The 13,375-nt window shown below is 37.5% G+C and carries 16 protein-coding genes; 15 read left to right on the top strand and 1 reads right to left on the bottom strand.

Going from position 1 to position 13,375, the window contains the following annotated elements:
• The first annotated feature begins 72 nt into the window (after nucleotides 1-72).
• Genes pstC through phoU form a run of 4 tightly spaced genes read left to right on the top strand, consistent with a single transcriptional unit; the run spans nucleotide 73 to nucleotide 3,289 of the window.
• Nucleotides 73-975: a phosphate ABC transporter permease subunit PstC gene (gene pstC, locus EDD71_RS10900; protein ID WP_133628769.1), complete on the top strand. Its 903-nt coding sequence runs from the start codon at nucleotides 73-75 to the stop codon at nucleotides 973-975.
• On the top strand, nucleotides 972-1,859 hold the full coding sequence (pstA, locus tag EDD71_RS10905; protein WP_133628770.1) for a phosphate ABC transporter permease PstA: 888 nt from the start codon (nucleotides 972-974) through the stop codon (nucleotides 1,857-1,859). Before pstC ends, pstA begins: the two co-directional genes overlap by 4 nt.
• 12 nt (nucleotides 1,860-1,871) lie before the next feature.
• Complete coding sequence (pstB, locus tag EDD71_RS10910) at nucleotides 1,872-2,621, top strand: phosphate ABC transporter ATP-binding protein PstB (protein ID WP_133628771.1); 750 nt, start codon at nucleotides 1,872-1,874, stop codon at nucleotides 2,619-2,621.
• 14 nt (nucleotides 2,622-2,635) lie between these two features.
• The gene (gene phoU, locus EDD71_RS10915; protein ID WP_133628772.1) at nucleotides 2,636-3,289 is read left to right on the top strand and encodes a phosphate signaling complex protein PhoU; all 654 of its coding nucleotides are present in this window, start codon (nucleotides 2,636-2,638) and stop codon (nucleotides 3,287-3,289) included.
• Between the two features lie 28 nt (nucleotides 3,290-3,317).
• On the opposite strand, the gene lepB is transcribed toward phoU, so the two are convergent.
• Nucleotides 3,318-3,836, bottom strand: coding sequence for a signal peptidase I (lepB, locus tag EDD71_RS10920; protein WP_166636454.1), 519 nt, complete (start codon nucleotides 3,834-3,836; stop codon nucleotides 3,318-3,320).
• A gap of 350 nt (nucleotides 3,837-4,186) precedes the next feature.
• Between lepB and fusA the strand changes: the two genes are divergently transcribed.
• From fusA to EDD71_RS10970, 11 genes are all read left to right on the top strand, one after another.
• On the top strand, nucleotides 4,187-6,274 hold the full coding sequence (gene fusA, locus EDD71_RS10925) for an elongation factor G (RefSeq protein ID WP_133628774.1): 2,088 nt from the start codon (nucleotides 4,187-4,189) through the stop codon (nucleotides 6,272-6,274).
• 104 nt (nucleotides 6,275-6,378) lie between these two features.
• A complete protein-coding gene (locus tag EDD71_RS10930; RefSeq protein WP_133628775.1) occupies nucleotides 6,379-6,615 on the top strand; it encodes a hypothetical protein in 237 nt (78 codons plus the stop codon).
• 4 nt (nucleotides 6,616-6,619) lie between these two features.
• Nucleotides 6,620-6,847: a hypothetical protein gene (locus tag EDD71_RS10935; RefSeq protein ID WP_133628776.1), complete on the top strand. Its 228-nt coding sequence runs from the start codon at nucleotides 6,620-6,622 to the stop codon at nucleotides 6,845-6,847.
• Between the two features lie 153 nt (nucleotides 6,848-7,000).
• Nucleotides 7,001-7,459 (top strand): acetyl-CoA carboxylase biotin carboxyl carrier protein, encoded by a 459-nt coding sequence (gene accB / locus EDD71_RS10940; protein WP_133628777.1) that lies wholly within the window; start codon nucleotides 7,001-7,003, stop codon nucleotides 7,457-7,459.
• Between the two features lie 4 nt (nucleotides 7,460-7,463).
• Nucleotides 7,464-8,816, top strand: a complete 1,353-nt coding sequence (locus EDD71_RS10945) for an acetyl-CoA carboxylase biotin carboxylase subunit (protein WP_133628778.1) — start codon at nucleotides 7,464-7,466, stop codon at nucleotides 8,814-8,816.
• A 2-nt stretch (nucleotides 8,817-8,818) separates the two neighbouring features.
• Nucleotides 8,819-9,712 (top strand): acetyl-CoA carboxylase, carboxyltransferase subunit beta, encoded by an 894-nt coding sequence (gene accD, locus EDD71_RS10950; protein ID WP_133628779.1) that lies wholly within the window; start codon nucleotides 8,819-8,821, stop codon nucleotides 9,710-9,712.
• Entirely contained in the window at nucleotides 9,654-10,643 is a 990-nt protein-coding gene (locus tag EDD71_RS10955; protein WP_133628780.1) for an acetyl-CoA carboxylase carboxyltransferase subunit alpha, read from the top strand. Before accD ends, EDD71_RS10955 begins: the two co-directional genes overlap by 59 nt.
• 259 nt (nucleotides 10,644-10,902) lie before the next feature.
• The gene (locus EDD71_RS15945; RefSeq protein ID WP_279233024.1) at nucleotides 10,903-11,034 is read left to right on the top strand and encodes a hypothetical protein; all 132 of its coding nucleotides are present in this window, start codon (nucleotides 10,903-10,905) and stop codon (nucleotides 11,032-11,034) included.
• A 301-nt stretch (nucleotides 11,035-11,335) separates the two neighbouring features.
• The gene (locus EDD71_RS10960) at nucleotides 11,336-11,794 is read left to right on the top strand and encodes a CtsR family transcriptional regulator (RefSeq protein WP_133628781.1); all 459 of its coding nucleotides are present in this window, start codon (nucleotides 11,336-11,338) and stop codon (nucleotides 11,792-11,794) included.
• Nucleotides 11,795-11,807: 13 nt separating this feature from the next.
• A complete protein-coding gene (locus EDD71_RS10965) occupies nucleotides 11,808-12,341 on the top strand; it encodes a UvrB/UvrC motif-containing protein (protein ID WP_133628782.1) in 534 nt (177 codons plus the stop codon).
• 4 nt (nucleotides 12,342-12,345) lie between these two features.
• Nucleotides 12,346-13,368, top strand: a complete 1,023-nt coding sequence (locus tag EDD71_RS10970) for a protein arginine kinase (RefSeq protein ID WP_133628783.1) — start codon at nucleotides 12,346-12,348, stop codon at nucleotides 13,366-13,368.
• Nucleotides 13,369-13,375 lie beyond the last annotated feature (7 nt).

The raw sequence follows: 13,375 nt of genomic DNA on the forward strand, positions 1-13,375 counted from the left end.
TTTTGGACTGGTTGTTTATATTCAAACAACCAGTCTTGTGTTGCTTAAAAAAATAAAAATGAGGATGATGTTATGGAAAGAAAGCAAATTGCCAGGATAAAAAATGAATATCTAGGTAAAACCTATTCAATCATATGTGGCCTTTTAATAGTGATAATAACTTTATCCATAATATTTTTTATAGCTTCTCAGGGATTAAGCCTTTTCATTAAAAATCACTATCCAATTTCTAAATTCCTTTTTTCAACAATATGGAAGCCGGATGCAGGTCCTGAAGCGGGTGGACCTCAATATGGAGTGATGATATTTATTACAGGCTCAGTTCTGGTATCCCTTGGAGCAGTTTTGATAAGTACTCCTGTTGCAATAGCACTTGCAATATTTATGAATTTTATTTCTCCAAAACTTGGAACAAGGGTTTTACAACCTGCAATGGAATTGTTTGTTGGAATACCATCCGTTGTTTATGGATGGGTTGGCGTAACCCTTTTAATACCGCTGCTCAAATCCATGTTTGGAGGTATAGGATTTAGTCTTCTTGCGGGCATAATAGTTTTAAGCATTATGATACTCCCCACAATAACAAGCATTTCATCGGACGCAATAAGGGCCATACCTATAGAATATGTAGAAGCCTCCTATGGGTTAGGTGCCACAAGATGGCAGACCATAAGCAGGGTGGTTGTTCCGGCGGCAAAGAGCGGTATACTTACTGGAGTAGTACTAGGTCTTGCCAGGGCCTTTGGAGAAGCTTTAGCGGTTCAAATGGTCATTGGAAACTCTATTAATCTCCCTAAAAGCCTGCTTGGAACCACATCTACTTTAACAAGTATATTGACGATGGATATGGCAAATACTGTATTTAAGACTGAGTGGAATAACGCATTATGGTCAATGGCATTGCTTCTTCTTTTAATATCCTTTTTATTTATAGTCGTTATAAGGATAATTGGAAGGAGAGGTGAAGTTAAATGAATGTTAGAACAAAGGATAAAATTGCTACAGCAGTTTTGTATGTGATTTCCTCTGCCATAGTTTTGTTATTGGTTATGTTTATAGGATATATAATCATAAAGGGAAGCGAATCGCTGAACTTTAGGTTTTTATTTGGAAGTTCAGGAGTTGGCGGAGAAGGGGGAGGAATTGGCCCACAATTATTTAATTCCTTTTATCTTCTCATAATTTCTCTTCTTATAACTGTACCGCTGGGTGTTGGAGCGGGAATATATCTTTCCCAGTATGCAAAGGAAGGATGGTTCTTAAACCTTATAAGGCTCTCAATTGAAACAATGGCATCGCTGCCATCCATAGTGGTTGGATTGTTTGGACTTTTAGTTTTTGTAATAATGCTTAAAATGGGATATTCTATGCTTGCAGGAGCCCTTGCAATTACCGTACTTAATCTTCCTGCGATGACAAGGGTAAGTGAGACGGCAATAACAACTGCTGCCAAAGGCGTTAAGGAAGCAAGTTTAGCCCTCGGGGCAACGGAATGGCAGACTATTAAAAAGGTTATCCTTCCTTCAGCAATACCTCAGATATTAACAGGAATTATTCTTGCTGCAGGAAGAATATTTGGAGAAGCAGCAGCCCTTTTATATACAGCAGGAATGAGCACAACAAAGCTGAACTTTAAAAGTATTAACCTTCTTGGAAAAAGCTCTGCATTCGGACTCTTCAGGCCATCGGAAACGCTTGCAGTTCACATCTGGAAGCTTAATTCAGAAGGAATGGTTGCAGATGCTGTTAAAATAGCAAATGGTTCAGCAGCTGTTCTTGTAATAATGGTTCTGATTTTTAACTTACTTGCCAGATATTTAGGAAGAAAATTATATTATTCTTATACAGGTAAAAAGTAAAGGTGGGAGAATATGAGCATACTTAAAGCTGAAAATTTAAATCTATATTATGGTAATAACCATGCCCTTAAAAATATAAATCTGGACATACGAAAAAATGCGATAACTGCATTAATAGGACCTTCTGGTTGTGGAAAATCGACCTTCCTCAGAACTTTAAATAGAATGAACGACCTTATAGAAAACGTTAGGATTACAGGTAAAGTATTATACGAAGGAAAGGACATCTATGACAATTATGATGTGATAGAATTAAGGAAGAAAATAGGTATGGTATTTCAAAGGCCAAACCCCTTCCCAATGCCTATATACGATAATATAGCCTATGGCCCGAGGATACATGGAAATAACAATAAGGCAGAGCTTGATGAAATTGTTGAAAACAGTTTAAAAAGTGCTGCCCTCTGGGACGAAGTTAAAGACAGGTTAAAGAAAAGTGCTTTAGGCCTTTCTGGAGGCCAGCAGCAGAGGTTATGTATTGCAAGGGCACTTTCAGTAGAACCTGAGGTGCTTCTCATGGATGAACCAACCTCTGCACTTGACCCAATTTCAACGATGAAGATCGAGGAATTGCTGCTTGAACTTAAGAAAAAATATACTATAATTATAGTAACCCACTCTATGCAGCAGGCGGCGAGAATCTCTGACTATACAGCCTTCTTTTTGAGTGGAGAGGTTATAGAATACGATGAAACGAACAAAATATTCTCTAATCCACGTGATAGGAGGACAGAGGATTACATTACAGGTAGATTCGGTTAAAAGGAGAGGATTATATGGTAAGAGAGCATTTCACACATCAGATAGAGGAAATAAAACGCAAGGTTTTAAGAATGGGGTCCATGGTTGAAAACATTATCAATATTGCCGTTACAGCCCTTAAGGAACAAAATGCAGAAATGGCAAAAAAAGTATATATTGAGGATGATGAAATAGATGCCATGGAGCTTGAAATAGAAGAACAATGTATGAGACTTTTAGCCCTTCAGCAGCCAATTGCAAAGGATTTAAGGACTATTACAACTGCCCTTAAGATTATAACAGACCTTGAAAGAATGGGCGATCATGCAGTAAATATAGCTAAGATTGTAATTGAAATTGGCAAGGAACCTCTAATAAAGCCACTTGTTGACATACCAAAGATGGCAGATATGGCTCAGGAAATGGTGCGTTTAAGCCTTGATGCCTTTGTAAAGGAAGATAAGGCACTTGCAAGAAAGGTGGCTGAAATGGATGAAGAAGTCGATAAAATATATGAAGAAATTTTAAAAGACGTATTAGAGCTTATCACCGCTAAGAAGGATACTATAAGGCAGGGAACAAAACTTTTATTCATAGGAAGGTATCTTGAAAGAATTGCTGACCATACAACGAATGTATGTGAAAGGACTATATACATGATTACAGGAAAACTTGAGGAGATAAACTAAAATAATCCCGAAGCTTTAAGCTTCGGGATTAAATTTTGCCCATCTGGTTAAAGGGAAAGATTCTAAATAGGGCATGCCCTTTAAGATTTTTAATAGGTATGGGTCCTATAATTCTGCTGTCCTCGCTTACCTGTCTGTTATCACCCATTACAAATACTGAATCCTCCGGTATGGTAACCTTCATATCTATATCAGTATAGGTTCCGGATCTCAGGTAATTTTCATGAAGGATCTCTCCGTTAATGTAGACATTTCCATTTTTTATCTCAATTGTTTCTCCCGGAAGGCCAATTACCCTTTTAATGTAAATGCCCCTTCCTTTGGTACCGGGATCTAAAATTACTATTTCCCCTCTTTTAATATCCTTAGTATAAAGGGTTATCTTTTCAATAGCTACTCTATCCTTGTCATGGAGTGTAGGCAGCATAGACGTGCCTGAAACTTCTATAATGTCAAATAAAAAAGTCTTAATTGAAAAGGCAACTACAGCAGCAATAACAATGGAAACTGACCATTCCTTAAGCTCCTCTATAAAACTTTTTTGCATAATATCCCTCCTAAAGCCTACACAGTATATTATATACTCCGGAAAAGAAAAAATCATGATAAAAAAGCATTTAAAAAGTTTTTCTAAGGAGAAAAGGAGCCTTAAGAATACAAAACTAGCATAACAAGTTAATTCAAGAATAAAATTTACATAAACAGAAAGGTTGCTAGAAACAACTTTTCTATTGGCGAAATATAGTATACATGTATAAGATGGTAAAAAATAGAATATAATATAAACAAACGCTGTCAAAAAATTTTAAATATTGTAAAAAGGAAAAATGAGATTTTTATAGAATATCATAATTAGGATATGGTATTCAATTTATAAAGACCAAAGGGGGAATAAATATGAAGGAATATAAGGTTGAAAACGTCCGAACTATCGGGATTATAGGCCATGGTGGTACCGGAAAGACCAGCCTTACAGAGGCTATTCTGTTTGATACAAAGGAAACGGATAGAATAGGAAGAGTTGAGGATGGTACTACAATTTCTGACTATGACCCCGAGGAAAGGAAAAGGCAGATATCAATTTCTGCAGCTGTTGCCCCCTGTGAGTGGAACAATCACAGGATACATATAGTTGACATACCAGGGTATTTTGATTTTATGGGAGAGCTTATCCAGGGTATGAAGGCTGTTGATTCAGCAATTATAAATGTTTGTGGAGTATCTGGAGTTGAAGTTGGAACAGAAAAAGGGTGGGAATTTGTAAACAGGTATAAATTGCCGAGGGCATTCTTTGTTAATAAGCTTGATAGGGAAAATTCAAACTTTGAAAAGGTATATTCAAGCTTAAAGGATAAGTTTGGTTTATCGGTAGTTCCACTTCAGGTGCCAATAGGAAAGGAATCAGGATTTAAAGGCGTTGTTAACGTTGTAAATAAACAGGCCAAGGTATATGACCCTAAAACCAGGTCTATGATTGATACTGAGTTAGCGGCCGAGCTAATTCCAATTGTCGATGAATATAGAAATAACCTTATGGAAGCTGTAGCTGAAACGGACGAAGAACTCCTTGAAAAATACCTCGGTGAAGGGGATTTATCAGAGGAAGATATTATAGTGGGGCTTAGAAAAGGAATTGCATCCTGCGAGATATCTCCTGTTTTCTGCGGCTCAGCCCTTGGAAATATCGGTATTCATACCTTCCTTGACAGCGTAGTGAATTATCTACCTTCACCAGCCGATAGAGGATTCTATGAAGGCAAGAATCCAAAGACCGGAAATAACGAAAAGAGAAGTGTAAAGAGGGAAGAGCCTTTCTCAGCCTTTGTATTTAAGACTATTGCAGACCCCTTTGTTGGAAGACTTTCACTCTTTAGAGTTATATCGGGAACTATGACATCTGACACGTCTATATACAATGCAACTCAGGATAAAGTTGAAAAAGCAGGCACATTATATTTATTAAAGGGTAAATCACAGATTCCTGTAACGAAGCTTTATGCAGGAGATATCGGTGCTGTTGCAAAACTTCAATATACGATGACGGGCGATACCATATGCGATCTATCAAATCCCATAGTTTACGATAAATTTGAATTCCCGGAACCATGTATATCGATGTCAGTAAAACCAAAATCCAAGGGAGATGAAGATAAAATTTCAACCGGGCTCCACAGGCTGCTTGAAGAGGATCCAACCTTTAGAGTTTCAAGGGATGTGGAAAACGCTGAAATGATTATATCGGGCCTTGGAGAACTGCATCTTGAAATAATCGCAAGCAAGCTTAAAAGTAAATTTGGTGCAGATGTTGAACTCACCCTGCCAAAGGTTCCATACAGAGAAACTATAAAGAAGGTTTCTGACGTTCAGGGCAAATACAAAAAGCAGAGTGGTGGACATGGACAATATGGAGATGTATGGATTAAGTTTGAACCTCAAAGTGAGACTGAAGATTTAATCTTCGTTGATCAAATTGTTGGTGGAGTTGTACCGAGGCAGTATATTCCAGCAGTTGAAAAGGGATTAAAGGAAGCCTTAAAAAGAGGTGTCCTTGCAGGCTATCCTGTAATTGGCATTAAAGCAACCCTACATGATGGCTCTTACCATCCTGTTGACTCCTCTGAAATGGCCTTTAAAACAGCAGCATCCCTTGCCTTTAAGAAGGGTATGAAAGAAGCACAGCCTGTACTTCTTGAACCTATTATGCATGTTGAGATATCCATCCCTGATGAATATATGGGAGATGTAATGGGTGATATAAACAGAAGAAGAGGAAGAGTGCTTGGGATGGAGCCAGTCAACGGAAAGCAGGTAGTAACCGCAGAGATTCCAATGGCAGAGCTTTTTAAATATGCGACTGATTTAAGATCAATGACACAATCAAGGGGAAGCTTTACGATGAAGTTTGAAAGGTATGAGGAAGTACCTTCAGCAATTGCTCAGAAGATCATAGAAGCCTCAGAAAGGTTAAAGGACGAAGAAGAATAAATAAGAAAACCTCCCATTTTGTGGAGGTTTTCTTTATTTTTTACTTTCATATTTAATTTTATAACGTAAAAAATAAGACTACAGAGGCGTAAGGAGGTGTAACTATGTCTGACTATAGGATAAATTTTGGTAAAATAATTGGACCATCGGATTACAGTAAGCTTTATGATATGTTAGATATATTGGATAAGGACGATGAGCTTATAATAAGTATAGATGCAACGGATGCAACGCAGTCAGGAGGCGTTTTTAGAGTTCTTGAAGGTAATAACTTTGAAGTTAAAACAAAGGGAGGAAACGACGACGGAAAATATAACATCATAGCCAGAAGAAAAGGGTGATGCTATGAAGGTAATAAAACTTTTGAGAAATAAAGTAGGACTTGATAACGTTAGAAATAAGGAATACCATCAAAATCTTGAGGTTTATGGTGAGACGGCACCCTTAGTTTCGATATGGTCTCCATCGGAGGTTAAAAAGGAAGCTTGTTCGGTTAAAAGTTTGGGAGTTCAAGGAAATCTAAATGATGGGGAAGCAAAGGATATAGAATTTAAGAATAATGGGTTAAAATAGAATTGAGATGGAAAGCTATTGCTTTCCTTTTTTTATTGTAAATATTAACAAAATGTTAAATAGGTGAATAAGTTGATATGTAGTTTTAATATGTGGTATAATAGATTAAAATTATTACTAGGTTATAATATGTGGTATTATGGAGGGGTGAAAGTGAACTTAAAGGAAATTAAGGAACTTATAAAGCTCATAGATTCAAGCAGCCTGAGCGAGTTCCATCTGGAAAAGGATGATATTAAACTGCAGATAAAAAAAGAAAGTACTGTCAAGATTATAAAGGATGAAAAAGCTTTAACTTTAAATAAGGAAGAGCATATAAGTGAAATAGATGCATTGAAGGAAGAAAGGATTAAGGATAAGGAAGATGAAAATCTTCACTTAGTCAAATGTCCAATTGTAGGTGTATTTTATTCATCTCCAAAGCCGGATTCTCCCCCATTTGTTAAGGTAGGGGATAAAATTAAAAAGGGAGATGTGCTATGTATAGTTGAAGCTATGAAGCTTATGAACGAAATAACCTCCGATGTTGATGGTGAGGTGGTTGAAATACTGGTTGAAAATCAGAGTCCTGTGGAATATGGACAGCCACTTTTCAAAATTAGAAAGGTGTGATGGTATGTTTAAGAGGATTCTGATTGCAAATAGAGGGGAAATTGCAGTAAGGATAATCAGGGCATGTATGGAGATGGGGATTGAGACCGTTGCAGTTTATTCTGAAGCTGACAGGGAAAGCATGCATGTTTATATGGCGGATAAAGCTATATGTATAGGTCCTTATCAGTCAACGAAGAGCTATTTAAACATACCTTCGGTTATTACAGCAGCAAAAATAACAGAATGCGATGCAGTTCATCCAGGGTTTGGATTTCTTTCTGAAAATTCTAAGTTTGCAGCTTTATGTGAAATGGCTGGGCTTAACTTTATAGGGCCATCACCTGGTGCAATATCGCTGATGGGTGATAAGGCTGCAGCAAGGGAAACTATGAAAAAGGCAGGAGTACCTATTGTTCCAGGTTCAGAAGGTAAGATATATTCATCAGAGGAAGGTAAAAAAATAGCTTTACAAATCGGATATCCTGTTATGATAAAAGCCTCAAGCGGCGGCGGTGGAAGGGGCATGAGGATTGTAAAAAGTGAAGAAGAGTTTGAAGAGCTCTTTAACCTCTGCCAGAATGAAGCTAGATCAGCCTTTAACGATGAGGCTCTTTATGTTGAAAAATACATTGAAAATCCAAGGCATATTGAGTTTCAGATACTTGGGGATAAGTATGGAAACATAATACATCTTGGTGAAAGGGACTGTACACTTCAGAGAAGAAATCAGAAAGTTTTAGAGGAAGCACCATCCATAATACTTGATGATGAGCTTAGAAGGAGGATGGGTGAGGAAGCAGTAAAGGCTGCCAGAGCATGTAACTATTACAATGCAGGAACGGTTGAGTTTCTTCTTGATAAGAATAAAAACTTTTACTTTATGGAAATGAATACAAGGGTTCAGGTTGAGCATCCTGTAACTGAAATGGTTACCGGGATTGATATAATCAAAGAACAGATAAGGATTGCAGCAGGGGAAAAGCTTAATATAACTCAGGAGGAAGTTAAAATATCAGGACATGCAATTGAGTGCAGAATAAATGCTGAAAATCCATCCTGTAATTTCAGGCCAAGTCCTGGGAAGGTAACTACATTCCACACACCAGGAGGGTTTGGAGTTAGAGTTGACAGTTCCATTTATCAGGGCTATACAATTACCCCCTTTTATGATTCTATGATTGCGAAGTTAATCGTTCATGGTAAGGATAGAAAAGAGGCCTTGATGAAGATGAGAAGGGCCCTGTCTGAGTTTGCCGTTGAGGGAGTTGATGTAAATATAGACTTTTTAATTGGGCTTTTAAGAGAGAAGGATATAGAGGATAACAATTATGATACATCCTATATTGAAAGATGGCTCAGGAAGCAGGGTGAATAGATATGTGGAAGGATATATTTGTCAAAAGAAAGCAGTATGGTACTATAAGGGTTACCAGTCAGGATATTGGCAAAAGGCCTGAAGCAGCAGTTGAAGAGTTTGATAAGGATATCTTTACTAAATGTCCTTCCTGCGGTGAGGTTTTGATAAATATCGATGTTGAGGAAAATATGGATGTCTGTTATAAATGCGGGTATCATTTCAGAATTGACAGCTTAAAGAGAATAAGAATAACCTTTGACGAGGGTAGTATTGAATATTTTGATAATCATATGTCCAGCATAAATCCGTTAAATTACCCCGGATATGATGAAAAGCTAAACAAATTAAAAACATCCCTTGGAATTAATGAGGGTGTTTTAACGGGTAGAGGAAAAATTAATGGACAGGAAACCTGTTTTGGAGTGATGGATTGGAGATTTATGATGGGCTCTATGGGCAGCGTTGTTGGGGAAAAGCTTGCAAGGATGGTAGAGAGAGCTGCTGATTTAAAGCTGCCTGTTATAATATTCTCCGTATCAGGGGGCGCAAGAATGCAGGAGGGTATGTTTTCGTTATCCCAGATGTCCAAGGTTTCAGCTGCGCTTAAAAGGCATATGAGAAGGGGACTATTATATATAAGCGTTTTAACGGACCCTACAACCGGAGGGGTTACAGCAAGCTTTGCATCCCTTGGGGATATAATAATTGCAGAACCAGGCGCAACGATTGGTTTTGCAGGAAAAAGGGTAATCGAACAGACAATAAAGCAAAAGCTTCCTGATTCTTTCCAGAGTGCGGAATTTTTACTTGATCATGGTTTTGTTGATATGATAGTTAAGCGAAAAGACATGAAGGATGTACTGGAAAAGCTTCTGGCCATTCACGGGGAGGTGGTCTCTTTTGGAAGATCTTGAACTTCAGCTTAAGGATGTTGAAAAAAAACTTCAGGCTGTAAAGGAGTTTATTGAGGAAACGGGCATAGACCTCTCGGGTGAATACGAGGCACTTGAGGAAAAGAGGCAGGCTATTATGAAAAAGCTATATTCAGGGCTTACTCCATGGCAAAAGGTGCAAATAGCCAGAAACAAACAGAGGCCAAATTTTCAGGATTATATAGATGGAATGATAGAAGGATTTATGGAACTCCACGGAGACAGGCTCTATGGAGATGACAGAGCGGTAGTAGGGGGCATAGGCTATTTAAATTCTGTACCCGTCACTATTATATGTCATGCCAAGGGCAAGAATACGGAGGAAAACATCATAAGAAACTTTGGAATGCCCCATCCAGAAGGTTATAGAAAGGCTCTTAGGCTTATGAAGCAGGCCGAAAAGTTTAAAAGGCCTGTAATATGCCTTATAGATACTCCAGGTGCCTACTGCGGTGTAGGAGCAGAGGAGAGGGGACAGGGTGAAGCAATAGCACGTAATCTTCTTGAAATGTCAGATCTAAGGACGCCTATAGTTTCAGTTGTTATAGGGGAAGGAGGAAGCGGCGGCGCCCTGGCTCTGGGAGTTGGGGATAGGGTGCTTATGCTTGAAAACGCCATATATTCTGTTATATCACCGGAAGGGTGTGCTTCCATACTTTTAAAGGATTCATCAAGGGCACATGAAGCAGCAAAGTACCTGAAGCTAACGGCACAGGACTTATATGATTTTAAAATAATAGATGGAATTATTGAAGAGCCCGTTGGGGGAGCCCACAGCGATGTCGCTGGAACTGTCAGAAGGGTAAAGGATGAAGTTTTTAAAGTTTTGCAGGATTTAATGAAAAAAGATATAGATGTACTATTAGAGGAAAGATATAAAAAGATTAGAAGCATAGGTGCATATATTGAATGACAAAGGGAGCGTATTGCTCCCTTTGCATTTAAAAAGATGAAAATCTTTTAAACATAATTCTTCAAATTACATATAATGTAGTAGAAGGGCACAGCTACAAAAAATTCTTCACCATAGCTAAACTCCCAGCCTTAAATACCTTCTTTGTGAGACATAACTGTATTTTAACCGATATTTATTGAATAGACCATATTAAGTCAAAATTATTTTAATTCGGTTGATATACAGGAATGATTTACGATAATAAGGAGGTATTACAATGTACTGGTATCCTTACTACCCATATTACGGAGGTTACCCATACTACGGGGGTTACCCATATTGGGGCTGGGGCGCAAATTGGGGACTTCCATTCCTTGAAGGTTTTCTGCTAGGTGGGCTGCTGTTCTAATTATATAGTAAACTATTAAAAATGGATATGCTACATTGCGTATCCATTTTTAATTTTTCATTATGCTGCAAGCCATCCTGAGATCTAAAGCTTTTCTGCGGAGGCGAATCAGAGATATGAAAATAAAAGCATTCAACAGGATGTTTAAGGAAAAGATAGAAATATCGTTATATTCTACAATATAAACCATTTATTAGAAATAAACAAACTATTTTATTGAAAATCGTTGTTGCATCTCCATAATCTGGTATTATAATTAAATTGAAAGTCAAAGAAAGTCAAAGTCAAAAGAGGTGAGTAAATGGCTAGGCTATCTGATATAATTGAAAGCTTTATAAAGGAAATGCTTGAGGGGTCAAAGGAAAATGTACTTGAAATACAAAGAAATGAACTTGCTAATATATTCAACTGCGCCCCTTCACAGATAAACTATGTACTTACCACAAGATTTACCATAGATAAAGGATATTACATTGAAAGCAGGAGGGGTGGAGGAGGATTTATTAAGATTACCAGAATAGACATAGACAAAAATGATTATATTAAAGATGTAATTTGGAATAATATAGGTAACAGCATCACTCTCCAGGAGGGCGAAAGGTATATTGAGCTTTTCAAGGAGAGGGGATATATAAGCGACAGAGAGGCGAAAATTATGAAAGCAGCGATAAACGATAAAACATTAGTGCTTCCGGTAAATTTAAGGGATATAATAAGGGCCCAGATATTAAAAACCATGTTAATAACTGTTTTAGATTAAAGGGGGTGTAAATATGCTCTGTCAATCATGTAATCAGAAGGAGGCCAACGTTCATATTACAAAAATAATAAACGGCGTTAAAACCGAACTTCATCTCTGCGAAGATTGTGCAAAACAGAAAAATGAGTTTAACTTTAGCTCACCATTTAGTTTTGGATCGGATCTTTCCTTCCAGAATATACTGGATGGTTTTGTTGAGGTGATGGGAGGCAGCAAGCCTCAGTACTTTGAGGAAGAGAAATGTTCAGTGTGTGGAACAACCTTTGAGGATTTTAGAAGAACAGGCTTTGTGGGATGTGGAAATTGCTATAAGGAATTCAATAAAAATATAGTACCTCTTATAAGAAGAATTCATGGAAATATACATCATACGGGAAAGCTTCCAAGACGTGCAGCAGGGCTTTTAAAATTAAAAAGAAGGATTAATAATCTTAAAGAAGAGCTTAAAATGGCAGTAAATAATGAGGAATATGAAAAAGCTGCTAAAATAAGGGATGAAATTAAGGAGCTTGAAGCAAAGATAAAGGATCAGGAAACCAGGGGGTGAATTTATGGATAAGTCGGTTGAGAATATGTTTGGAACTGATATTGTATTAACCAGCAGAATAAGAATAGCCAGAAACCTTGAAAATATGCCATTTCCCCATAAAATGACGAATGAACAAACCCGTAAACTTATTAATGAAGTTGCATCTTCCATAATAGATAGCAATTCTGCCATAGCCCATACATTTGACCTTATAAAGCTTAAGGATATAAATCAACTTGAAAGGCTTTCGCTTGTTGAAAAGCATCTAATTAGTATGGATCTTTTTAAGAACTACGATAAAACTGCAGTGCTTTTAAATAGTGACAGAACCGTTTCAATAATGATAAACGAGGAGGATCATATAAGGCTTCAGGTAATATATCCCGGTCTGAAAATCAAGGAAGCATATGAGTATGCAAGCAGGCTTGATGACCTCATTGAGGAGAAAATAACCTATGCCTTTGATTCAAAGCTTGGTTACTTAACAAGCTGCCCAACAAACATTGGAACTGGCTTAAGGGCGTCTGTTATGCTTCATCTTCCAGCTCTTACGATAACCAAAAATATAAATAATATATTAAATACAGTAACTCAGGTTGGGATAACAATAAGAGGGATATATGGAGAAGGAAGTAATGCCATGGGCAATATATACCAGATATCCAATCAGGTCACTTTGGGGCTTTCAGAGGAGGATATTATAAACAACCTTCTTGCAGTTGTTAATAAAATCATACTTCAGGAAAAAAGAACAAGGGGAATTATGCTTGAGAAGCAGGGAATGGAGCTTGAAGATGATATATACAGATCCCTTGGTGTGCTGAAGTATGCAAGGGTACTTTCAGCATCCGAATGTTTAAATTTATTGTCCAAAGTAAGAATGGGAATTGAAATGGGAATAATTAAGGATATAGATATAAATAAAATAAATGAGCTTATAGTTAAAGTTCAGCCCGCAACCCTTCAGATAATAGAGGGAAGGGAGCTGGACAGCAGGACAAGGGATATTACCAGAGCAAAAATAGTAAGAAAATCCATTAGTTAGGAGGTAG

Origin of the sequence: Fonticella tunisiensis (assembly GCF_004364155.1) — a bacterium.
Taxonomy (GTDB): domain Bacteria; phylum Bacillota; class Clostridia; order Clostridiales; family Caloramatoraceae; genus Fonticella; species Fonticella tunisiensis.